17 protein-coding genes are annotated in these 23,983 nt (G+C 56.4%); 8 read left to right on the forward strand and 9 right to left on the reverse strand.

What is annotated here, in order from left to right; translation table 11 throughout:
* Positions 1–95: 95 nt before the first annotated feature.
* From K0H48_RS23100 to K0H48_RS23120, 5 genes are read right to left on the reverse strand one after another with little or no spacing between them, the layout of a single operon-like run.
* Positions 96–3,218, reverse strand: coding sequence for a type I restriction endonuclease subunit R (locus K0H48_RS23100; protein ID WP_219269333.1), 3,123 nt, complete (start codon positions 3,216–3,218; stop codon positions 96–98).
* Positions 3,215–4,267, reverse strand: a complete 1,053-nt coding sequence (locus K0H48_RS23105; protein ID WP_219269334.1) for a PDDEXK nuclease domain-containing protein — start codon at positions 4,265–4,267, stop codon at positions 3,215–3,217. Before K0H48_RS23105 ends, K0H48_RS23100 begins: the two co-directional genes overlap by 4 nt.
* Entirely contained in the window at positions 4,264–5,202 is a 939-nt protein-coding gene (locus K0H48_RS23110; RefSeq protein WP_219269335.1) for a COG2958 family protein, read from the reverse strand. Before K0H48_RS23110 ends, K0H48_RS23105 begins: the two co-directional genes overlap by 4 nt.
* Position 5,203: 1 nt before the next feature.
* Positions 5,204–6,634 (reverse strand): restriction endonuclease subunit S, encoded by a 1,431-nt coding sequence (locus K0H48_RS23115; protein ID WP_257627095.1) that lies wholly within the window; start codon positions 6,632–6,634, stop codon positions 5,204–5,206.
* Positions 6,624–8,357, reverse strand: a complete 1,734-nt coding sequence (locus K0H48_RS23120; protein ID WP_219269336.1) for a class I SAM-dependent DNA methyltransferase — start codon at positions 8,355–8,357, stop codon at positions 6,624–6,626. The genes K0H48_RS23115 and K0H48_RS23120 overlap by 11 nt, the downstream gene beginning before the upstream one ends.
* Positions 8,358–9,052: 695 nt before the next feature.
* Between K0H48_RS23120 and K0H48_RS23125 the strand changes: the two genes are divergently transcribed.
* Positions 9,053–9,313, forward strand: a complete 261-nt coding sequence (locus tag K0H48_RS23125; RefSeq protein WP_219269337.1) for a DUF6124 family protein — start codon at positions 9,053–9,055, stop codon at positions 9,311–9,313.
* A 183-nt stretch (positions 9,314–9,496) separates the two neighbouring features.
* On the opposite strand, the gene K0H48_RS23130 is transcribed toward K0H48_RS23125, so the two are convergent.
* Entirely contained in the window at positions 9,497–10,666 is a 1,170-nt protein-coding gene (locus K0H48_RS23130; RefSeq protein ID WP_219269338.1) for an MFS transporter, read from the reverse strand.
* Between the two features lie 230 nt (positions 10,667–10,896).
* On the opposite strand from K0H48_RS23130, the gene K0H48_RS23135 reads away from it, so the two are divergent.
* Both K0H48_RS23135 and K0H48_RS23140 read left to right on the forward strand, forming a co-directional pair.
* Positions 10,897–11,922 carry a hypothetical protein gene (locus tag K0H48_RS23135; protein ID WP_219269339.1) on the forward strand — a complete coding sequence of 342 codons (1,026 nt, stop codon included), beginning with the start codon at positions 10,897–10,899 and terminating at the stop codon, positions 11,920–11,922.
* Between the two features lie 127 nt (positions 11,923–12,049).
* Complete coding sequence (locus tag K0H48_RS23140; RefSeq protein ID WP_219269340.1) at positions 12,050–13,486, forward strand: glycosyltransferase family 39 protein; 1,437 nt, start codon at positions 12,050–12,052, stop codon at positions 13,484–13,486.
* A 15-nt stretch (positions 13,487–13,501) separates the two neighbouring features.
* Here K0H48_RS23140 and K0H48_RS23145 read toward each other — a convergent pair whose 3' ends face one another.
* A complete protein-coding gene (locus tag K0H48_RS23145; protein WP_056858242.1) occupies positions 13,502–13,990 on the reverse strand; it encodes a TIGR00645 family protein in 489 nt (162 codons plus the stop codon).
* A 161-nt stretch (positions 13,991–14,151) separates the two neighbouring features.
* On the opposite strand from K0H48_RS23145, the gene K0H48_RS23150 reads away from it, so the two are divergent.
* Positions 14,152–15,975 (forward strand): hypothetical protein, encoded by a 1,824-nt coding sequence (locus K0H48_RS23150; protein ID WP_219269341.1) that lies wholly within the window; start codon positions 14,152–14,154, stop codon positions 15,973–15,975.
* Positions 15,976–16,127: 152 nt separating this feature from the next.
* Here K0H48_RS23150 and K0H48_RS23155 read toward each other — a convergent pair whose 3' ends face one another.
* Positions 16,128–16,445 (reverse strand): hypothetical protein, encoded by a 318-nt coding sequence (locus tag K0H48_RS23155; RefSeq protein ID WP_219269342.1) that lies wholly within the window; start codon positions 16,443–16,445, stop codon positions 16,128–16,130.
* A 318-nt stretch (positions 16,446–16,763) separates the two neighbouring features.
* Positions 16,764–19,202: a Lon protease family protein gene (locus tag K0H48_RS23160; RefSeq protein ID WP_219269343.1), complete on the reverse strand. Its 2,439-nt coding sequence runs from the start codon at positions 19,200–19,202 to the stop codon at positions 16,764–16,766.
* Between the two features lie 280 nt (positions 19,203–19,482).
* On the opposite strand from K0H48_RS23160, the gene K0H48_RS23165 reads away from it, so the two are divergent.
* The 4 genes from K0H48_RS23165 to K0H48_RS23180 all read left to right on the forward strand — a co-directional run bounded on the left by K0H48_RS23165 (position 19,483) and on the right by K0H48_RS23180 (position 23,888).
* The gene (locus K0H48_RS23165; RefSeq protein ID WP_003215845.1) at positions 19,483–19,971 is read left to right on the forward strand and encodes a DUF3015 domain-containing protein; all 489 of its coding nucleotides are present in this window, start codon (positions 19,483–19,485) and stop codon (positions 19,969–19,971) included.
* Between the two features lie 104 nt (positions 19,972–20,075).
* Entirely contained in the window at positions 20,076–21,929 is a 1,854-nt protein-coding gene (locus tag K0H48_RS23170) for a DUF4105 domain-containing protein (RefSeq protein ID WP_219269344.1), read from the forward strand.
* 369 nt (positions 21,930–22,298) lie between these two features.
* The gene (locus tag K0H48_RS23175) at positions 22,299–22,625 is read left to right on the forward strand and encodes a chorismate mutase (RefSeq protein ID WP_219269345.1); all 327 of its coding nucleotides are present in this window, start codon (positions 22,299–22,301) and stop codon (positions 22,623–22,625) included.
* A gap of 177 nt (positions 22,626–22,802) precedes the next feature.
* Entirely contained in the window at positions 22,803–23,888 is a 1,086-nt protein-coding gene (locus K0H48_RS23180) for a type I restriction endonuclease (RefSeq protein ID WP_219269346.1), read from the forward strand.
* Positions 23,889–23,983 lie beyond the last annotated feature (95 nt).

Consider the following 23,983-nt stretch of genomic DNA (forward strand, 5'->3'; position numbering starts at 1 on the left):
GAGGCTATTCACTCGGTTTGTTTCGTGATCGTAGAGACCTGGGGATGAGGACCTTGCGAATCTAGCTCGCAAAAACTCCTCGTTTTTAACACCTGTTAGAGCCACCCCTCACACAGCTTCGATGCCTGGTCGAGAATCATCTGCGCCGCATCCTCAGCCTTATCCGGTGGATACTTGTATTTACGCAAAATCCGCCGCACCAAGATCCGCAGCTTAGCCCTAACGCTTTCACGGCTACTCCAGTCGACACTGACATTGGCCCGCAGACTAGCAGTGAGCTCATGGGCAATTTTCGCCAGGATTTCATCACCCAACTCCCGCACAGAAGCTTCGTTAGTCGCCAAAGCATCGTAGAACGCCAACTCATCATCGTTCAGCCCAAGTACGTCACCGCGCTTGCTGGCCTGGGCGAATTTTTTGGCCATTTCAATCAGTTCTTCAATGACCTGCGCCGTTTCAATGGAACGGTTCTGGTAGCGCTTGATGACGTTGCCCAACAACTCAGAGAATTTCTTCTCTTGAGTCAGATTAGAGCTGTAACGGCTTTTGATTTCGCCTTCGAGCAATCGCTCCAGAAGCTCCACTGCCAGATTTCTTTCTGGAAGGTTGCGCACCTCTGCGAGAAACGCGTCATCGAGCAAGCCGATGTTGGGTTTCTCCAGGCCCACTGCCTCGAAAATATCTACAACATCACCAGAGACCACTGCATTGCCGATGATCTGTCGAATAGCTAACTCGCGCTCTTCGTCGGTTTTTTTCTGCTGACTGACTTCGCGCTTGATCAGAATGACTTTAATAGCCTGAAAGAATGCCACCTCTTCGCGAACGGCTTTGGCCTCATCCAGCGTGCAGCACAAAGTAAATGCCTTACCCATGGCCAGCGCGTTATCAGCAAACCGCTTTTTGCCATCTTCCATTCCCAGGATATGGTTAGCTGCGCCGGCCAGTAGTTTGTGTCCGCCCGTGAGGAAGTCACCGTAATCGAAGCCATGTAGCAGACTGCGTAGAACGTCGAGTTTCTCCTCTAATACCGAATAAGCCTCGTAGGCATCCACCGTCGGCCGGCCTTTACCTTTGCTGCCGGTGTACTCCTTCAGCGCTGCCTTCAGCTCGTTGGCAATGCCGATGTAGTCCACCACCAGACCACCCTGCTTGTCCTTGAAGACACGGTTAACCCGGGCAATGGCCTGCATCAGGTTGTGGCCCTTCATGGGTTTGTCCACGTACAAGGTATGGACGCACGGTGCGTCAAACCCGGTCAGCCACATATCGCGGACGATCACGAGCTTGAGGGGATCCAATGGATCTTTGAAACGCTTCTCCAAGCGCTTTTTGACCTGGCCAGAATAGATATGCGGTCGCAGCAAAGCCTTATCCGATGCGCTGCCCGTCATCACAATCTTGATGGCACCTTTCTCGGGATCCTCGTCGTGCCACTCCGGACGCCGAGCGATGATCTCGTTGTACAGGTGCACACAGATCTCGCGACTCATGGCGACCACCATGGCCTTGCCGGGCATCTGCTCCATACTGACCAGCCCCAGATTACGCGCCTCAAAGTGCGTGACCAGATCCGACGCAATGCTCCGAATCCGTGGCTCTGCCCCGACGACCTTTTCCAACGCGGCCCAACGGCTTTTCAGTCGCGACTGCTGGTCGTCTTCTTCATCTTCTGCCAACTCATCAACCTGATCGTCGATCGTAGGTAGCTCGCTCTCTTTCAGCGACAGTTTGGCCAAGCGCGACTCATAATAGATGGCGACGGTCGCACCATCTTCAGTGGCCTGCTGCATGTCATAGACGTGAATGTACTCACCAAAAACCGAGCGCGTGTCGCGGTCCTCACCGGATACTGGAGTACCAGTGAAAGCTACAAAAGTGGCGTTCGGCAGCGCGTTGCGCAGGTGATGAGCAAAGCCAACCTGATAACGTGCTTTGCTCTCAGCAACCTGAAGCCCCGTGGGTACTTTCAGCTCAGCATTAAAGCCATATTGAGTGCGATGAGCCTCATCGGCGATCACAACAATGTTTGGCCGCAACGACAATACTGGGAAGCTGTCCTCATCGACTCCAGGCATAAACTTCTGGATGGTCGCGAACACGATACCGCCACTAGGACGGTTGGCCAGTTTGGCACGCAAGTCCCCACGCGACTCCACCTGGACGGGTTGCTCGCGCAGCAAATCCTGGGACAGCGAGAACACCCCGAATAACTGACCATCCAAATCGTTACGGTCAGTGATCACCACAATGGTTGGGTTTTCCATCGCCGCTTCCTGCATCACCCGAGCCGCAAAACACGTCATGGTGATGCTTTTACCCGAACCTTGCGTATGCCAGACCACCCCGCCCTTATGACTACCGCCGGGACGCGAGGCTGCCACTACCTGCTGAATGGCAGCACGAACGGCGTGGAATTGGTGATAACCGGCAATTTTCTTTACCAGACGGCCGTCGTCTTCGAACAACACGAAGTAACGCAAGTAGTCGAGCAACATCTCTGGTACCAGAGCACCGCGTACCAATGTCTCCAGTTCGTTGAATTGCCCCAATGGGTCAAGATCCTGGCCGTCGATGGTCCGCCAGTTCATGAAGCGCTCAAGATCAGCCGACAACGACCCCATACGGGCCTCACTACCGTCGGAGATCACCAGGACTTCGTTGTATTGGAACAGGTCCGGAATCTGCTCTTTATAGGTCTGGATTTGATCAAAGGCTTTACCCAGATCAGCCTTCACATCTGCAGGATTTTTCAGTTCGAGCAATACCAACGGTAGCCCGTTAACAAACAAGATGATGTCCGGACGCCGAGTGTGTTTCGGCCCCTGGATACTGAACTGATTGACCGCCACCCAGTCGTTGGCTTTCACATCAGCCCAATCGATCAGGCGAACGAAGTCTCCTCGGGTTTCACCGTCTTTTTGATACTGCACGGGTACACCGCCGACCAGCAGGCGATGGAACAAGCGGTTAGCCGACAACTGCACCGGCAGCCCCAACTCAAGTACCTGCTTCAATGCATCCTCACGCGCAGCTACTGGGACCTTTGGATTGAGCCTCGCCATAACATTGCGCAAGCGCTCGGCAAGCACCACCTGGCGATAGTTTTCACGCTCAGGTTGCTCGCCATCATGAGCGATATTCGGCCCATACAAATGGGTATAACCCACCTCTGCCAGCCAGCCGAGAGTCTCTTGCTCCAATTGGTCTTCGGTCATTCCAACTCACTTCCTGTGTTCAGATCACCGGCCAATTCGGCCTCAATCTCGGCAATACTCGGCAGATTTCGGCCCAGAGTCTCGGGCAAGTCGCGCAGCAATTGGTATTCGGCAACGCCGATGGGTTTTTCGATGCCCGACAAAGCGTACTCGGCCACCAAGCGGTTTTGCTGTTTGCACAGCAGTAGGCCGATAGTGGGTTTGTCATCCTCAGCTTTAATCTGCGCATCCACGGCCGCCAGATAGAAATTCAACTGGCCAGCGTGTTCGGGTTTGAAAGCCGTTGCTTTGAGCTCTACTACCACATAACACTTGAGGCGGGTGTGGTAGAACAGTAAATCGATGAAGAACTCATCTCCACCCACATCCAGGCGAAACTGGCGGCCGACGAAAGCAAAGCCTGCGCCTAACTCCAGCAAGAAACGAGTGATATGACGGATCAGTCCATCTTCAATATCACGCTCGTGAGCATCGTCGCCCAAACCGAGAAAGTCGAACAGGTAGGGGTCTTTCAGGGTTTCGTGAGCCAACGCCGACTCAGCAGCCGGTAAACGTGCAACAAAGTTAGTGACTGCCGCGCCTTGGCGTTGCTGCAAGCGGTTCTTGATATTCTGCTCCAGCGTGCTACGTGACCAACCGAGCAAGACGGTTTGCTGCGCGTACCACTCACGTTCGGCAGGGCTGGCCAGCTTGGTCAGCAGGGTTACCACATGGAACCAGGGCAATTGGGCAGCAGGCTGCTGCCCAAATAGACCATTGGGGCAATGCTGAGCAAAAAACGCCATGTACTTGAGGTTACGGCTGGAAAAACCACGGATATCGGGAAAGGCATCGGAAAGATCGCGCGCCAGTCGCTCAATGACTTTCGCGCCCCAAGCGTTAACCTGCTGACGTTGCCGGATTTCTGCTCCAATCCGATGATACAACTGCACCAACTCCGCGTTGACGGCCAGTGCAGCACGTTGCCGGGCTTGAGCAATATCGACTTTGAGCTGAGTCAGCCAGTCGGCGTAGCCTTCTGGCAGTGCGGAAATCGTTTCTTTAGTCACTCACTGATCTCCCACTCCTTGGCCGACACCTCACCAGTCTGGTGAAAACGACGTATACGTCCGATGAACTCGGCGAAGTCAGTATTCTCTTCAGTCAATCGATTGCACATATCCCAGTCGACTTCACTGCGTTCGCGAGCAGGAATCAAAATTTGGCTTTCCGCGGGATTCTGTACGTCTAGCTGTATCACACCAATGCCATGGGCTGAAGCGAGCATACGTAATTCTTTGAGCGTGCCGTCACCCTCAACGGTGCCCGCTACCAAGTAGCCGAAATGCGCCCAGGAAGAGTTGGATACTGCCTGGAAAAAGCTCTTACGGGCGTTCGAACGATTGAGTAGCAGTTTGACTTCGAAGGACCATAGCCGGGCACGACGTTCGCCTAGTACACGAACGCAGTCACGCAGGTTTAGCGTCCAGTCAGCTGTCAGATTTTCCAAACCTACCAAATCGGGATGCAGCCATTCGTTGCCACCGCTGCCAGCACGGTTAGACGAACGTTTTTCGTTGATCCGCATGGCGTATACCCGCTGATCGTCCGTCAGCAGGTATTCGGCCAGCAATGGGTAAAGTGCGTGTTCACGCAACGGCGAGGGCTCAGGTAGGTCTGACGTGGCGAGGGCTACCCCTTCAGCCGCCGCCACCTCAGAGTTGGCGTCCATTTCCGACCAGTAATAATGACGAGGCCGGCCTTCGGTTGTTTTTAGTTGAACATGCATCTGCTGCCAGCGCGGGCGTGAACCGGAAATCTCCGCCACCAGTTGCTGTACCAAGTCGCTGTCGGTCTGGATGTAGCTGGCACTGCCTGCTTTTTTGACAGCGCATTCGGCGGGAAATTGCTCGAAGATCCATTGAGCCAGTTCGCGGGCGGTTTGCTGAGTGTCGGGTAGTTCTTGCAGGCGATCGATGACGCGCTGGCGGAGGTTGAGGGCCATATCAAATCGCCTCCGACAAGACGTTTTTAACGTTACCTTCGGCATCTGCTAGACGCAACTGACCAGAAATCAGGCGAGGTAGCAGGGTGTCGCGGATCTGAGTGAGGGTTTGAGCTTGTTGCTCATTACCAAAAATCATCTGATGAATAGGCTCGGCAGAATCATTGAACTTCTCAATCACTGACTCCGGTGGACTAACAACTTTTAATCGTTTTAGATCGGCTACAGTTACATGACCAAGCCCTGTTGTTTGTTTATTACGCGCGAGCTCAGCAAATACTGGATTTAGATACCTTAACGCTTGCAGAATAAATGAGCGCTGACTGGAAGCATGGGGTAAAACACGAAAAATATGCTGATTGAGTAACGCTGTGGCATGCCCCCAAACAAAAGTGCCAATTGAAGTATCCGGATTACCAGACCATGAAAAAAGTATATCCCCAGTCTTAATTAGGTACTTCTCCGGCATAGCTTTATCAGAAAAAGCAGTTTTCGAAGTTACGCCAGCCTTCAGCTCCGCAATTTTTATGATCGGAAGCCCGCGGTAATCCGAGTTTGGCTCAAATGCTTTGTAAGCTGCTCCGTTGATATAAGTCGCCATACCGTAAATAGGTCGTGTAGCCCATCCTTTTGGAATTAACCCCAACTCTGACTCTTCGAAACTATCAGGAAACAGCGCTGCAGTGGCCTGATGCACGCCTGCGGACTCTAACCCTTCCGCGTTGGCCCGCACAGGATCGAAATCGACGAACCAAGATTTGAATAGCGCCTGCGTAATGGCTTCCAAGGTTGTGTTGGTTTCGCGTAACAAGGTAATACGTTCATCAAGAGACTGGAGGAAGTCAGCAATCCTCCGCTGTTCCTCGATTCCCGGAATCAAGACATGGAACGCTTTCGCCTCAGGAAAGTAGATTGTTTGGTGAGTAGTTCCACTCGCAAAACGCAACATGCTCTCGTGTTCAGCAAATAGGATATATTTCAGATATCGATAATCTAATTTAGGCGAGCAAACCCAGTTAACAAAATCTTGACTGGTAGCCATCGGGCACCCCATGACTACAACGTACCCAACAGACGCCGTTCTAGAAAGACACACTGTATGTTTTGGTAATATACGCGCAGATGAGTTGGCAATACCCAACGCATTGGTGTATTGCAGCGTTTTATTTATTGTAAGACCATGATTTCCTGTGGCATCACGAATCCCAAGCCATGGGACATCTCCCCCCCAATATTCAGCGTACTTTCTGCTCGGGGTATGCCCAGACTCAAGACGAGCAATACTTGAAAGAGGTGTCCACTTCCAACCTTCAATAGGTTGCTGCTTGCTGGGCATTCCCACCGACAGTGCGTAGCTGCCTTCAATGATGCCAGTGGATGCAGGTCGTCCCCCAACCCGTTTTTGTTGCTTGACTTCAGACTCAGAACTCATACCCAATCCCTCCAAGCTTCTGGCGAATCAATTGATCGAGCTCTGCTCCTTTGACCATTTGCTTGCCCAGCAACCCTGTGAGATTTTGCATCTTATCGTCGAACATTTCATCGTTGTCCTCAACGACTTCGGCGCCAACATAACGGCCCGGGGTCAGCACATGACTATGCTCTGCGATTTCGACGAGAGTCACGCTGCGGCAGAAACCAGGAATGTCGGCATACTCAGCAATCTCCCCGCCGACATCCAACGGCACTCCGCGCCAATTGGCGACAGTTTGCGCAATGCGTTCGATGTCGCTGTCGAGCAGCTCGATCTGCACCCGACTAACATTCGTACCGAGTTTACGGGCGTCGATAAACAGCACTTCTCCAGGGCGAGCGACTTTCTGTTTGGTCAAAAACCACAGACAGGCCGGAATCTGGGTATTGAAGAACAACTGCCCAGGTAGCGCGACCATCACTTCGACCACGTCGGCCTCGACCATCGCGCGACGAATATCGCCCTCAGTATTCTGGCTAGAGCTCATCGAGCCATTGGCCAGAACGATACCGGCGCGGCCACTCGACTTGAGGTGAAACAGCATATGTTGCAGCCACGCATAGTTGGCATTGCCTTGCGGCGGCGTGCCGTATACCCAACGCGGATCACCTTCGAGACTACCGTGCCACCAGTCACTTATGTTGAACGGAGGGTTAGCCAGTACAAAGTCTGCGCGCAGATCTGAATGTTGGTTACGGATAAAAGTGTCAGCAGGCTCACGACCAAGGTTGAAGTCGATACCACGGATTGCCAAGTTCATAGCGGCCAGACGCCACGTAGTCGGGTTAGACTCCTGACCGTAGATGGAAACATCACCGAGTTTACCGCCATGGGCCTCGATAAAATTCTCCGATTGCACAAACATCCCCCCCGAGCCGCAGCAAGGGTCGTAGACCTTACCGTGATGCGGGTTGAGTACCGCTACCAAGGTTTTTACGATGCTGGCTGGGGTATAGAACTGGCCGCCCTTCTTGCCTTCGGCACTGGCGAATTGGCCGAGGAAGTATTCATAGACCTGGCCGAGCAGATCGCGAGCCTGGTTGGCATCACCACTGAAACCAATAGTCGAAATCAAGTCAACCAACTCACCGAGTTTACCGTCAGGCAACTGGGCACGAGCGTAACGCTTGTCGAGGATGTTTTTCAGGCTGGTATTTTCTACCTCAATTGCAGACAAAGCCTCATCAATCCGTTTGCCAATATCCACCTGCTTCGCGGCAGCACGTATCGACTCCCAACGTGCCACTTCAGGCACCCAGAACACATTCACTTCTTTGTAGTAGTCGCGCTCCTCCAGCTCTTGAGCCAGTAGTTCAGCATCGTCGCTGTCCAGATAGTAATTGTCACTGGCGTCAGCAAAACGTCGCACCAACTCAGCACGGCGGCCAGCAAAACTATCCGAGATGTACTTGAGGAAGATCAGGCCAAGGACGATGTGCTTGTACTCAGCAGCATCCATGTTGGCGCGCATCTTATCCGCAGTAGCCCACAGCGTTTTTTGCAGATCCTGCAGGGTATTACTGGTTTGCGGAGCTGTGGCCTTGCGCCCAGGCTTCCTCTTTACCGACTCGGGCTCTGGGGTGATAGGACTTTCGCTCGACGAAAAACGAGCACGTGCCTGATTGAGCGCTTCTTCAGCAAGACTGCTGGCGGTCTGGTCGGCACCTTTTTGAACCGTCATGGACTACTTCCTACATTCGACGCAGATGAATTGCGTGGTAAAAATTGAAAAACCCGACCATAGAGGTTCAGGCGAAGATTGCCCGCATGATAACGGGTCACCACACCTTTCGTCTGAGTTGTAACGACCAAAAGAACGCGTACAACCTCGCAAGGCAGTGAGTTCCCTGAATCGAGGTCAGTCCAGCGGACTTGCGAGGCATCAAGAAAGCTCGTCGCGATTTAAACGGTATTCCATTTGGTATTCCAACCAAAAAATCAAGCTGAAATTCACTCAACAAATCAACAGCCTACTTAGCCAATTCAACTTACCCCGGCCCACCAATTCAAAGCATCAACAAAACCCGCCCAGTGCAGGTTCGTTGTTTCTGAAGGCTGGAAACCCCAGCCAGCGGACCTTCGGATTTTTCCTTCAAGATGTCGCGCCATTGGTGAACTGTTCCCACCCCACCTACACGGCTAACCTCCTCCCGTCGCTGCAAAATCAGCGACCGGGTTTAGCAGCTCGGTTAATATCAAGGCCTGCAATGCCACCATCCGTTCAGCATCAGCTGGACTGCGTTATGGCGGCTGTGCGTGGGGCACTTTCGGGTGCGCTGGGTTCCTTGATTCCTGGTCTGCTAACCCGCGTACAGTCGCCACCCTCTTCGTTTAGCAGCGATGCCTGGCGACTCCACCAATCAAGGAGTTTGCGCCATGAAAAAAATCACCCCCAATCCTCCAGCGAGCCTTTTCACGGTCGCTCAAAACATCGACCCCGAAACCCTATTGATTCAAGCCAGCGAAACCCTTGCCTCGCTTAACGCTATCACCACTGACCTGGCTTTCGAACTCGAAGGCGACAACCGTCAGAAGCTCTTGGGTAGCCAACAATTAATCGTGCTGGGTGAGTTACTGATCGAGCGGGTGTTGGTCGTACTGCACCCCACAACCGACACATCACCGTCCCCGCAGTAGCAAAAATCAAAAGGCCGAGTCGCTACGCAGCAACTCGGCCTAAAGAATCTTCAGTCCTCGGCGTACCTTCGCGCACTCGAAATAAACCCGGTCTGAACCCAACGCCCACAGATTACCCCAGCCCACCACCTCAACAAAAAAGACGTCCACGGACGTCTTTTTTGTACCTGAAATCCCCCCCAATCACCCTCGCCCCGGATCTCTACGCAACACCAACACCCCCACAAAAACCACCCCCACCACCCCCACCGATATCATCAACCCATGCCCACTCACATAAGAAACCATCGCCCCCGTCGCAATCGGCCCCAACACACTCCCCAACGTATAAAACATCGCAATCACCGTCATCGCCGTAGACACCTGATGCTCCCCCACCCGATCCCCGGCCTCGATCACGGCCAGGGTGTTCATGCCGCCAATCGCGCCGCCCCAGAGGAATACGATGAGCGTCGCCAGCCAGGGAAGCGGCTGGCTGAACGGAATGGCGAATGTGCCTAGCAGCAACACTAACCCGCAAACCAATTGGCCGATTTTGTAGGAGCTGCGGTCGGCCATCCAGCCGATGGGCAGTTGCAGGAGGGTGCCGCCGATGCCGAAGACGGAGATCAGCAGGGTCGCGGCGGTGAGGAGGTAGCCGGCCGAGAGGCTGTAGCCGGCCAGGAATGATACGGATGAGGTTTCGGCGAAGCCGGCGATAAATGCGCCGCAGAGGGCGGTGGGGATGAGGCTGAATAATTTGCCGTGGCGTTTTTCTGCCGGGGTTTGTGGTTGGGTGTCGTAGGGTTTGAGGGTGAGTGCCAGTAGGCCGGAGAGCAGGACGATGACGGCGCAGGCGTAGTAAGGCGCGGGGCTGCCGACGCCGAAGGCCACCAGCAGCAGCGGGCCGACGGCGATGCCCAGGCCCATGAGGGTTTCGTGTACGCCGATCGCGCGGCCGCGTTCGTCTTTGGAGGCGACGGCGACGATCCAGGTATCGCAGGCGATCCAGCGCAGGATCAGGCCGATACCGAGGACAAAATTCAGCGCAAAAATCAGCCCCAGGTGGTGGGTCAAGGTCATGCCGATCAGTGCGCCAACGCTGAGCAGCGCACTGAGGATGTTGGTTTTGACCAGCCCCAGGTGGGCGAGCAAACGCGGCACCCATTTGTACAGCAGCAGGATCGCCAGCCAGGAGGCGCTGACGATCACGCCGATTTTGGCCGGCTCCACGCCTTGCTGTTCCAGCGACAGCGACAGCAGTGGCGTGACGGTGCCGATCTGCACGATCTGCGAGAGTGCCGAGAGGGTGTTGATCTTGGTCAGGGCCAACCAGCGCTGTTTGTCGGTGTATTCGATGCTCGGGCTTTGCATGGGTTACAGGCCTTGGTTAGGCAGCGGTAGAACGCTCGAACTGCCAAGGGGCAACGGGGTGATTAGTACCCTGCCAACCTGGCAAACACCAATATTCTTAATGACTAAGGATATAAAAACCGAGAGTTTCCTTATCCAAAAAGAAGGTGTTTGAATCGCCCCAGGTTTCGTAGACACCTCATTCCCATTACCCTGACAGCCTTTGTCAGACAACCGGAAGTCAGATACCCGTGCTCAAGCCCCTCGCCGTCATCGCCCTCGCCTTCACGTCCTTACTCGCCAACGCTGCCGACCTCACAGGCGTGTGGCAAGGCACGCTGGGTAAATCCGCCATCACCGCCTGTTTCAACGGCGCCGACGGCGAGCAGGGCAGTTACTACTACCAGCGCATTCTCACGCCGATCCAACTGACCCAGGCCCACAACAACGCGTCGTGGGTGGAGGCTGGCGATACCGGGTTGTGGACGCTGGACAAACCCCAAGGCGATACGCTCGCCGGTGCCTGGAGCAAAACCAAGGACGCCAATTCGCTGCCACTGGCCTTGAAACGCATCAGTACCGACGGCTGCGGCAGCGATGCCTACAATGCGCCCATGGAAGCTGCGCCGCTGCCGGTGAAGACCGAGAAGAAAAGCTTCGAAAACCACCCTTACCTGCTCAAGGCCCAAGGCGCACAGGTCACGATCAAGCTCGCGGGCGACAGCCCGGCGATCCGGAAGATCAACCAGCAACTCGCTGCCCTGGCTGTCAGCGATGAGGCTCAGGCGGACTACTTTCAGGAGCGCCGTGAATACCTCGGGCGCAACGGCTCGGGCTACACCAGCGAAATTGACGTCGAGCCAACCTATTGGTCGTCGCAATTCCTCACCGTGAAGTTTTATCGCTGGGCGGCGGGCACTGGTGCGCGGGGCATCAGTTGGGGCCTGCACTCCTGGAACCTGCAAACCGGCGAACGTGTCGACCCGTGGACCTGGCTCGGCGGCCAACAGCAATGGTATGACGTCTACTCCGGGCACGTGAAGTTGCCTGCCACCTTCAGCGCCTGGCTGGCCAAACAAACCACCACCGACGAGGGTTGCCCGGCGATCACCGACTACGACAGCTTCGACCTGAGCTTCAACACCCAAGGCTTGCAACTGTCCACACGCGCCACGGGCGACGGTTGCGACAACGACTTGAGCTTCACTTGGGCGCAATTGCAGCCGGTACTCACCGCGCAAGGCAAAGCGGCATTGCCCAGCTTGAAACTGCCCTGAATACGCGGCTGAACGCGCCTTACAAAAACCCCACACTCGTTCACCAAATGTTAAGAAACGGATACATATACTGACCGATTAACATGGCCGTTCCCCCGAGCGGTCCCCTGCTTCGGTAGCCAGAACCATGACGCGTCCCGCTCCTCTGCTGCTCCTTCTTCTCGCTGGTCTGTTGTTCTTTTTCGCCCTGGGCGGCCATGAGCTGCAAGGCTCCACCGAAGCCCGCGTCGCCGGGATCGCCATGGCCATGCACCTGGACAATGACTGGGTGATCCCGCGCCTGTTTCGCGAACCCTTTCTGGAAAAACCACCCCTGAGCCTATGGCTGGACGCTGGCGCGATTCGCCTGTTTGGTGGCACCACCTGGGCCGTGCGCCTGGCGTCGGCGTTTGCCGGGTTGTTCAGTGTGATGCTGTTTTACGCAATGCTGCGCAAGTTCGGGCGGCCGCAAACCCTGGCGTTCTGCGCCGCGCTGATCCTGGCGACCATGGCCAGTTATTGGGGCAATGTGCGCGGCGTGGGCGAGGACTCGTTGCTCAGCCTCGGCGTGACCACCGCGCTGCTGGGTTTCTACCAGGCCGTGCGCACTGATCGTGAAGGCGCAAGCGGTTGGGCCTGGGCGATGTTTACCGTCGGCATGGTCATCGCCACCTTGAGCAAAGGCGTGCTCGGCCTGGCGATGCCGGGCATTGTGATTTTTGTGTACTTGCTCAGCACCAGCCTGATGGATAAACGCCTGCGCCTTGGCGACTGGCTCAAGCCGGCGCTGTTCACCTTGCTGGCGCTGGTGCCGCTATTGATCTGGCTGGGCTTCCTGTTTCAGCGCGGCGGTATGCAGTCGGTGGCTGAGGTGCTGTGGACCAACAGCGTCGGGCGCTTCAGCGGCTCCTTCGTCGAAGCCGGGCATTACGAACCGTTCTATTACTACATCGCCAAGCTGCCCGAGGCTTTCCTGCCGTGGAACATCCTGGTGTACCTGGGCCTGTGGCACTTTCGCAAAAGCCTGGTGCGTAACCGTTATCGTCTGTTTTTCAGCGTGTGGCTGGTGGCGCAGTTCACGCTGCTGACCCTGGCGTCGAGCAAGCGCGTGGTTTACCTGATGGCTCTCACGCCCGCTGCCGCCGTACTGGCGGCCGAATATGCCGGGGTGTTGCTGGAGTGGCTTAAAGCCAATAAACCGGCGATTTATCGCTACCACCGCAAGGTGATCGGCGGCGTTTTCACCTTGGCGATTGCCTGCTACTTGGCGGCTGCCTTCTGGTTTGCCCCCAAAGCCGACGTGCGCCAGTCGTTTGTGCCGGTGATCAGCCAGGTACAGGCCTACCAGGCACAAGGCAAAGACGTGGTGCTGTTCCAGCCCAACGAGCGCATCGCCGGGGCCAGCGTGTTCTACCTGCAGGCTTACTTGCCGATCCTGCAAACCGAAGCCGAGCTGCGCAGTTACCTCACGGCGAAACCCGGCAACGTGGCGCTGCTGGACCGCACCGAGCAGCTGAGCGAGAAAGTCACGGTGATCAAGGAAATGGCGATCAATCGCCAGCCTTACTACTTCGTCGAGCAGTAAGGCCGGCGCTGCACATCAGTGCTTGGTGAGCTTGTCCAGGTAACCCATGGCAAACGCCGAGATCACGAACGTCATGTGGATGATCACGTACCACATCAAATGCTGCGGATCGATGTTCTTGGCGTCCATGAAGATGCGCAGCAGGTGGATGGACGAAATCGCCACGATGGAGGCCGCCACTTTCATCTTCAGCGACGAAGAGTCCATGGTGCCCAGCCAGTTGAGCTTTTCTTTGTTCTCATCGATATCCAGCTGCGAGACGAAGTTCTCGTAGCCGGAGATCATCACCATCACCAGCAAGCCGCCGACCAGGGCCATGTCGATCAACGACAGCAGCAACAGGATCACTTCCGATTCCAGCATGGTGAAGATGTTGGGCAGAACGTGGATGATTTCCTGGAAGAACTTCAGCGCCAGAATCAGCAGCCCCAGGGAAAGCCCCAGGTAAATCGGCGCCAGCAGCCAGCGCGAGGCGTACATCGTATTTTCGATAAAGCGTTCCATCAGATCTCACACAGCCAGGCTAAAAATGGCCGCGAGTATACCAGCCGCCTCCAAACAGCTGGAACCACGAGAAAACTGATCTGTACGGCATCTGTAAGAGAATTTTTCTGCTAGTGTCGAGCCTCTCACTCGGCTCGATGATGTCGGACAGGAAGATTCAGATGACGGATGTGCGATCCCCTTTGGCCACCCTTGGCCTGTGTGCGGTGTTGCTGATGGCTGGCGGCTGCTCCCCGAAAGAAGAGCAGAAGCAGGCCACCCTCGAAGAGAAAACCGCAACGTTCGAACAATCGCTGGACAGCATTCAAGACCCCAAACTCAGAGACGCCATCGCCGACCTCGGCGGCTCCCTGCTGTTGCTGGAACGGGCGCGGGTCAAGCTCGCCAACAAGCCCATCGAAGCCGAATACGGCGAAGACACCCTGGCCCTGCTCACGCATTACCCCACACCCCAAGCCTTGGTCGACACCTATATCAATGGCCTGTTCGTGCTGCGCAAAGCCTCGCACTCCGACTACCTGACCGATTTGCAGCCGGTGTTCCCGTTCAGCTTCAACAGCCCCGACCAATTTCCCTTTCCCCACGGCCTGGAATGGCAGTCGGTGACCTTGAGCAACAATAAAGTCATCCCCTTCCAGCCGGAATGGTCGGAAACCGACCCGGGTATCCAGTTGAGCCCCAGCAGCTCCAACCTGACCAACCCCGATGACCTGACCGTCACCTACCCGTTTATCGAAGGCGTCGAGACCGACAACAAGAGCCAGCCGCAGCCCGTCAGCCTCAAAGGCTCGGTTGAGGTGGTCGCGCCGGGCAAGGTGCTGACCTTCGACTTGTCGAAAAAAGACGTGGGTCACAAGCGCACCGAAGGCAATATCACCCTCAACCTGCTGTTGCTTGAGAAGAACTACGCCGAGATTGAGCTGACCAACAGCGAACCGCTGGCGCCGGAAGTCGGCGATGAATCGCCCAACCCCTTGCTGGTGCAGGCCCGCGACAGTACAGGGCAGTACCTGACCCGCTCGGGTTCGATCAACGAAAATGCCGCGCAAGTGGCGTTCTACGAGAAACAACTGGCCGAGATGCAAAAGCAGAAGGCCTGGTCGGATACCTTTGAAAAGCAACTCACCGACGAGCAAAAAGCCTTCGAGCACAAACAGAGCAGCCACTATGCCAAGGTGTATTTCAATGGCCTGATCGACACGCTGCAGGTCGATGTCCTGGACTTCTCTACCGCCACCCTCACCCGCAAAGACCTGGACCTGCCGGTGCAGCGCTTCGACAAGAACAGCCTGCAAAGCAGCGTGCAAGCGCTGCCGATGCCGGTCACCGTGTACGACGACAGCGCCGCCAGCTGGCTCAAAGACGCCGGCATGACCGAGGACCAGCTGAAAAAAAGCGTGACCATCACCCAGTCGACCGAAGACGCCAGCGCGGCGAAAATCGTGTTTGACCACCCGTTCACGTTCAATGACGACCTGGTCGGTGCTGATCGCAACAACAGCGACGCGCCCATCACCTTCTTCACGGCGGATGAAAAAGGCGAGCGCGGCGAGCCGATTGAACTGCCCACCGAGGCGTTCGAGCTGAACGCCGGCAGCGGCACACTCACCTACGACCTCAACCTGTTCCCGGAAACCCCGGCCTTCGTGGTGGGCTCGGTGCCGCTGTTTCTGGCCACCATCGAGAAAAAAACCTTGGATGCGAGCAAGCTGCCTAAGGGCCTGTCGCTCAAGGACAACGCGCTGATCGTCGACCAAAAGGAATTCCCGGCCGACAGCTGGCGCTTTTACGCCAAGGACGCCAGCGGCAAGTACCTCAAGGAAATCCTCGGCGTGAGCCACCGCGCCGAGGAATACGGCACGGCGCTGTTTGACGTGCATTATTTCTACGGCCAACCGACCAGCCTGGAAAGCTACCAACGCACCGACCTCGACACCGTGCAATACGGTTTTGAGGTCAAGCTGGATAAGCCCGAGGGCAAGTAACCCTTAGTGGTGGGTAAACGATCGTTCCCACGCTCCGCGTGGGAATGCATCCCGTGACGCTCCGCGTCACCCGTGCACGGCTTGAACATGCGCCGACTGCGGGACGCGGAGCGTCCGGGGCGGCATTCCCACGCAGAGCGTGGGAACGATCATCACAGCGCCAATCGCTCTCGCCCGCCATTGAGTTGTCGCAGATGGGCCTGCAGGTGCAGGCACCAGATCTGCGGGTCATCGGCCAGCGCGTAGCCATGCAACGTCAGGCTATCGACGATGGAGCCCAGAATGGTTTCTGCCACAAAAGGCCCATGAAACGGGCCTTGGGACTTGACGGTGGACGGCTGCTCGCCGGTCATGCCGGCAGCAAACAACAACGTCCACATCCCGTTATCCCCCGCGAGAGGGCGAATGGAGCATTCGATACGGGTGACCAGGCCCAGGCATTGGCGGGTAAGGCAAAGGTTGCGCGGCATGGCGGCGACCCTCGGTAGATCGGTGTTCAGCCTCAATCACGTGGCGAGGCTGTCTCTGTCCTGCGACTCCTGTGGATATCCCTAAACGTCAGAATAGAAGAAAACCAGTACAAACCAAGGTTGTAGGGACCAACGGGCGTTGGTCCCTGAGAATGGAGTCAATTTAGTGGCGAAATTACCGATATTGTAGATACACCGCTGATCCAATGTGGGAGCGGGCTTGCTCGCGAATGCGGTCGGTCAGACACATTGATACTGACTGACACACCGCCTTCGCGAGCAAGCCCGCTCCCACATTGACTGCACTGCGACGAAAAATCAGGTTGGCTTGGCTTCGGCCAACGCCTGCTGCGCCAGCTCCTTCTCTGCCTCTTTCAAATCGTCCTCACTGATCATCTCGGCAATCGCACGCAAGCGCTCAACCACGCGCGCATTCACCGTGCCTTCGGGGAATTGCCCTTCTTCGTCCGGCTCACCGGCAGGCTCGCCCACCAACAGGCTCAGCGCCTCATCGGCCTGGCGCACGGCATAGATATGGAACTGCCCGTCGCGCACGGCTTGCAGCACCTTCTCGTCGAGCATCAGCGTGGCCACGTTGGCCTGCGGAATGATCGCGCCCTGCTCGCCGGTCAAGCCGCGTGCTTCACAGAGGCGGAAGAAGCCTTCGATCTTCTCGTTGACCCCGCCCACCGCCTGCACTTCACCGAACTGGTTGATCGAGCCGGTGATGGCAAAGCACTGCTTCAGCGGCGTCTTTGACAGGGCTGAAATCAAGGTGCACGCCTCGCCGAGCGACGCACTGTCGCCGTCCACGTAACCGTAGGACTGCTCCAGCGCGATACTCGCCGAGATCGCCAGCGGGAATTCCTGGGCATAACGGCTGCCCAGGTAACCGGTGAGGATCATCACGCCCTTGGAGTGGATCGGCTGGCCAAGGTTAACTTCGCGCTCGATGTCGACAATGCCGCTGCCGCCCGGGTACACCGTGGCGGAAATCCGCGCCGGCACGCCGAAGGCCGAATCGCCGACTTCCAGCACTGTTAGCCCGTTGCACTTGCCCACCGCCGCACCGGCGGTGTCGATCAGGATGACCCCGGCGAGCATGTCGTCGAGAATCCGCGCCGATACCCGCCCGGTGCGCGTGGCCTTGGCCTTGAGCGCACGTTCGATATGGCCCGCATCGGTCATCTCGTCGCCCGCCAGGTGGCGGATAAAGTCCGCCTCGCTGACCAATTGGAACAAGTCACCAATGCGCGCCGACAAGCGCCCCTGGTGTTCCGCCAGTCGCGCGCTGTAAGTGGCCAGCCGCGCCACCGCGTCCGAGGTCAGCGGCGCCATGCCTTCTTCCGACGTGCGGGTTTTAAGCAACTGGGCGAACTGTTCCAGGCTTTCGTCGACCATGGGGATGTCTTCGTCGAAGTCCACCAGCACGCGGAACATCTCCTGGAAGTCCGGGTCGGCGTCTTGCAACGCGTAGTACAGCTGACGCGAGCCGATGATGATGACCTTGACCTGCAACGGGATCATCTGCGGGTTGAGGGTCACGGTGGCCAAGCGGCCCAGCTCGCCCAGCGGCGATTCCATCTTCAGCTTGCGCGACTGCAAGGAACGCTTGAGCGCGTCCCACACAAACGGCTCGCCGAGCATTTTTTCGGCTTCCAGGATCAGGAAACCGCCATTGGCACGGTGCAACGCACCCGGGCGCAACTGGCGATAGGTGGTGTAGAGCGCGCCTTGATCGGTGCTGTATTCGATACGGCCAAACAGGTTGTCGTAGGTCGGGTGCGGTTCAAACACCACCGGCGCGCCGCCGTTGACCGGGTGGCCGGCCACCAGGCTTGGGCAGTATTGCTCTTCAAGCAGCTTGCGGGCCTGGGCGTCGGTCTTGGCGTCATCCACCAGTTGCTCGACCACGGTTTTGAGCAGGTACACCTGCATCGCTTGCAGGTAACCGCAAACGCCTGCGTTCTCTGCGTACTTTTCCGACAAAGGCGCCAGCAAAGGTTGCAGGGCCAAGGTGATGGTTTCTTCGTTGAACTGGCGCAGTTGGTTGTTGGACTCACGCTTCCACTGCGGCAGGCTGGCCAGTTCTTCGTTAAGGCGTTCTTCCAACGCGGAAATATCCGTGTGGAAACGCTCACGATCGACTTCCGGCAGCTGCGAGAACTCGGCCTCGTCCAGCGCCTTGCCGTCGAGCATCGGCGTAAAGGCGACGTTGGAGCTGTCGCGGTACAGCGCCACGTCTTTTTCCAGTGCCAGACGCTCGATCACGTCCAAGGCCTTGTCGTAACGCTGGTTGAAGGCGCGGTCGATGGCGCTTTTGCGTAGTTGATAGTTCGGGTGTTCGAACACGGCCGGGAACGTGGCGACAAGGTTGTCGACCAAGCCGCTGATATCGGCGATGAACGCCGCCGCAGCGCCGCCGGGTAATTCCAGGGCACGCGGTTCGCGCGGCTCATCAAAATTGTTGACGTAGACCCAGTCCGACGGGGTCTGCAGGCGTTTGCCTTCGGCCTTAAGGTAGCGTTTGACGAACGAAAAGCGGCCAGTACCGGGCTCACCCATGACAAACACGTTGTAACCGGGGCGTGGCATCGCCACGCCGAACTGCAACGCTTCTACTGCGCGTTCCTGGCCAAGCACACCGCGAAAGGGCTCCAAATCATTGGTGGTCGAGAAGCTGAACTGTTCAGCGGAGAAAGGGCGAGTCAGCGCTTCGGGCGCTAGACGCAAGCTGGCAGCAACAGGATCAGGCATCGGGCTTCCTTACATCAGGCGGGGCAGATGGCAGCATTCTGGCTCTCGCTTGCGCGCTCTGGCAAGGTGAGCCTGTGGGAAAGCATAGACACGGCGTGCGTCCTACAAAAAAATCGCTGCCACGCTCGACAACCACACCGATTGTTTTATAAAAAATAACGGAACCCTGGGAACGTGCCTAAACTCCAAACTGCGCGGGTTGGACTAATAACTGGCCCCTAGGGCGCTGCGATGCGCCTGAACCCTTGTCCATTGGTTTGCACACAAAGAGAACAAAGCTATGAAACGGATCCTTCTTGGTACTCTCTTCACCGTCGTCTCCCTCAATGCAATGGCTGAAGCACCGGGTGGCCCGAACTGCGGTTGGGGCAACATGTTGTTCGAAGGCCAGCGCGGTACTCCAGCTCACTTCCTCGCTTCCACCACCAACGGCACCTCGGGTAACGCCACCTTCGGCATGACCTCGGGCACCAACGGTTGCAGCACCAACAGCGCCCTGACCTATGGCGGCAAGTCCTGGATTGCCATGAATGGCATGATGAACGAGCTGTCCGAAGACATGGCCAAAGGCAACGGCGAAGCGCTGACCACCTACGCGGTGGTACTGGGCGTTGCACCGGAAGATCGCGAGCACTTCGCGGCCGTGACCCACGAGCACTTCCAGCAGATCTTCAGCAAAGCTGACGTGACCGCCGACGACGTGCACAACAACACCCTGGCTGTACTGAAAAGCGATACCCGCCTGGCCAAATACGCAACCCAGGCTTAAGCTCGACCCGCCCGCGCCTTTCGAGGCGCGGGTTTTATTTTTGGTTCTATTTTTTGGGCCCGCCTCCCCTTTGGGTCTCACTACTTCCGACTTAAGTTGCCCTTATGCTCAAACGCTTTGCCTGGCTGGCACTCTTCGCCTGCGCCCCGCTGTACGCGGCGCCGCATATTGATGATCAACGTTTGCAGCAACTGGCCAACGATCCGTTCTGGCTGTCTTTGGGCCATTACGAAGCCGGCAAGCTCAAAGGCTGGCGCAGCTATGTCAGCGACAAAAAGTTCTTCCTCGCCCCCGATGGCGCCCACCACCCGGACCAGGAACTGCAGGCCACCGTGGATGCGCTGTACGCCCCGGCCAGCCTCGGCGAAAAACACGCCCAATGCGTTTACCCCGCACGTACCCGTTGGCTCAAGAGTCAGTTGAACCTGACCGATTTGCCAGCGCTGGAGTGCAAGGAATTTACCCAATGGTTCAAGGACGTCGCGCCCCACAGCGCGGTGATGATCTTCCCGGCGGCCTACCTCAACAGCCCGTCGTCGATGTTTGGCCACACCCTGCTGCGTATCGACCAGGCTGACGTGCAGAGCAACAACACCGCGCTGCTCAGTTATGCGATCAACTTCGGCGCCTATATCGAAGGCTCCGACAACAGCATCCTCTACGCCTGGAAAGGCCTGATGGGCGGCTATCCCGGCCTGTTCGCGCTGGTGCCGTACCAGGAAAAACTCTCGGAGTACCGCAGCCTCGAGAACCGCGACCTGTGGGAATACCGCCTGAACCTCACCGAAGTCGAGACCAAACGCATGGTCGAGCACGTGTGGGAGCTCAAGCAGATCCAGTTCGACTACTTCTTCTTCGATGAAAACTGCTCCTATCGCCTGCTGGAGCTGCTGCAAGTGGCGCGCCCAAGCCTGCGCCTGACCGAGCAATTCCCGCTCACAGCGATCCCCACCGACACCGTCAAAGCCGTAAAAGAAGCGGGTTTGGTGGAGAAGATCGACTACCGCCCGTCCCGCGAGCGCGAGTTACTGGAACGTGCCAAACCGTTGGATAGCGATGAGCAGCAATGGGTGCTGAAAATCAGCGATGACCAGAAGCAATTGCAGGAACCGGCCTTCAAAGCCCTGCCCCGCGAGCGTCAGGCGCTGATTATCGACGCGGCCTATCGCCTGGGCCGCTACCGCGCCAATGGCCTGGAGCGCGACACCGAACGCTCGCAACGCAGCTTCGAACTGCTGCGCGCGATCAACCAGAACCCGGCGCCCGACCTCAAGATCGAACGCCCCGGCCTGCCCGAAGACGGCCACGAATCGCGCACCTGGCAAGCCGGCATCGGCACCCGAGGCAGCAAAACCTTTGGCGAATACGGCCTGCGCATGGCCTACCACGACCTCAACGACAACGCCGAAGGCTTCCCGCTGGGCGCGCAGATTGAAATTTTGCAGATGAAACTGCGCCAGTACGAAGGCAACCACTGGCAACTGCAACAACTCGACCTGGCCACCATCCGCTCCCTGACTCCGCGCAATGCGCTGTTGCAACCGTGGTCCTGGCAAGTGACCGGCGGCCTGGAGCGCGTGCCGGGCAAACACGACGACGAAACCCTGGTCGCCCACGTCAACGGCGGCGCGGGTGGCACCTGGCAACTCACCGACGACATGCTGGGTTTTGCCCTCGGCACCGTGCGTGTGGAGCATAACAACGACTTCAGCGAAGCCATCTCCCCGGCTGCCGGGTTCAACACCGGCGTGCTGTGGAAAAACCCGCTGGGGAATCTGAGCCTTGAGGCCAAGGGTGATTTCTTCACCAATGGCGAAGTACGGCGCAGCATCAGCCTGAACCAGCAGTGGGAGTTGTCGCGCAACCTGGGCCTGCGCTTGAGCGCCCAGCGTGAGTACAGCCACCTTTCCACGCCGGTGAATGAAGTGATGCTTGAAGTGAAGTGGTATCACTATTAACCCCCCCAGCTCGTTCCCACGCTCCGCGTGGGAATGCATCCTGTGACGCTCCGCGTCACGCCTTTAAAGCGGACGCAGAGCGTCCAGGGCGGCATTCCCACGTGGGGCGTGGGAACGATCAATGGCGGAGTGTCAGTTATTGATTTTTAGCTGACCCACCACCATCGCAGGCAAGCCAGCTCCCACATTTTTTGCGCCTGGCTTGAGTACTGCGCCCGCCGCAGATCCAATGTGGGAGCCGGGCTTGCCCGCGATAGCGCTCGTTCAGGCAATGATGTATTGACTGACCCACCGCATTCGCGAGCAAGCTCGCTCCCACATTTTGCCAGTGCATATCCCAAATACATCGAAATCAGGAGCTCCCTCAACATGGCTGTTAACTGCACCTCCCTTGAACAAGTCCGCGAAAACATCGACCGCCTCGACCAACAAATCGTCACCCTGCTGGCCGAGCGCGGCCACTACGTTTCCCAGGCTGCGCGCTTTAAGAAAGACGCCGATGGCGTCAAGGCGCCGCAACGGGTCGAACAGGTGATCGCCAAGGTGCGGGGGTTATCCGAAGCGGTGGGCGCCAACCCTGAGGTCACTGAGCAGGTGTATCGCGCCATGATTGCGGCGTTTATTCAGCAGGAATTGGCTGAACATGCCGCTCTAAAAAGCCCAGGAAAACTATCATCAACACACACAAACTCGTAGTCTGCTTCTAACCTGTTGATAAATAGACAGGAAATTTCAGACAGTTTTTTAGCTTTTTTCAGTCAAGCAAAACTGGCTCTTACTTCATTCTCTTTGTGGGGTTTTGTGACTAGTATCGGATGGCAATCAAATTGCCATCCCATCTATACACGGATCTGAATAGGTAAGAGGCTCACCATGGATTTCTTTGAAAAGCTAACCAGTTTGGCAGCGAAAGTTCGGTTACAAGGCCCTGCCATTCAAACAGAAGAAGCAACAAAAAATGCTTTCGTAATGCCTTTCATCAACACCGTATTGGGCTACGACGTATTTGATCCACAGGAAGTGACGCCAGAATTTGTCTGTGATGTAGGGACGAAGAAAGGTGAAAAAATCGACTACGCAATCATGAAAGAAGGTGAAGTCCAAATACTCATCGAATGCAAAAAAATCGGTGAGTCATTGAGCATCAACCATGCCTCACAGCTTTTTCGGTATTTTCACGTTACGAGTGCAAGAATTTCAATTCTCACCAACGGCCAGGTCTACAGGTTTTTTACTGACTTGGACGCCCCTAATAAAATGGACGAAAAGCCATTTCTAGAGCTCGACCTACTGGACATTGATGAGTACGCCGTACCTGAGTTGATCAAGCTCACCAAATCGGCTTTCGATGTTGACTCGATCATCAATGCAGCCGGGGAGTTGAAATACGTCAGCCAACTCAAAAAACTCATCGGCGCTCAAGTTAGCAAGCCAGAAGATGATTTCGTGAAATTCTTCGCATCCCGTGTCTACGAAGGTGTAATCACACAGAAAGTGCGCGAACAATTTTTCGAATTGACCCGAAAAGCGTTAGCCCAATTTTTGAATGACCAGATCAATGATCGGCTGAAGTCTGCAATGAGTGGCGCGATCCAACCGACAATGGCATCAATCCCCGTCGCAAATAGCGCGAATGCAGATACGCAGGACAGGGACGAGTCAGAAGACAAGATTCTGACGACGCTTGAAGAGCTGGAGGGTTATCACATCGTTCGCGCCCTCGTCCGCTCCGTAGTCGATGCAAAGCGCATTGTTCAACGAGATACCCAAAGCTATTTTGGGATACTGCTGGACGACAACAATCGCAAACCTATTTGCCGCCTTCACTTTAATCGCAGCCAAAAGTACCTCGGGATATTTGACGAAGATAAAAATGAGACCCGACACGCGATTTCATCAATCGACGAGATTTACGAGTATGCAGATCAACTGAAAAAAACAGTGGGCTATTACGATTGAAGGCTGCACAGCTCTAACTGATACCATCGACAACCCTGTGGCGAGCAGGCTTGCCCTGCGTTGGGCTGCGCAGCAGCCCCAAAATAGTCAACCGA

It is taken from the genome of Pseudomonas sp. Xaverov 259 (assembly GCF_019352915.1).
GTDB lineage: Bacteria > Pseudomonadota > Gammaproteobacteria > Pseudomonadales > Pseudomonadaceae > Aquipseudomonas.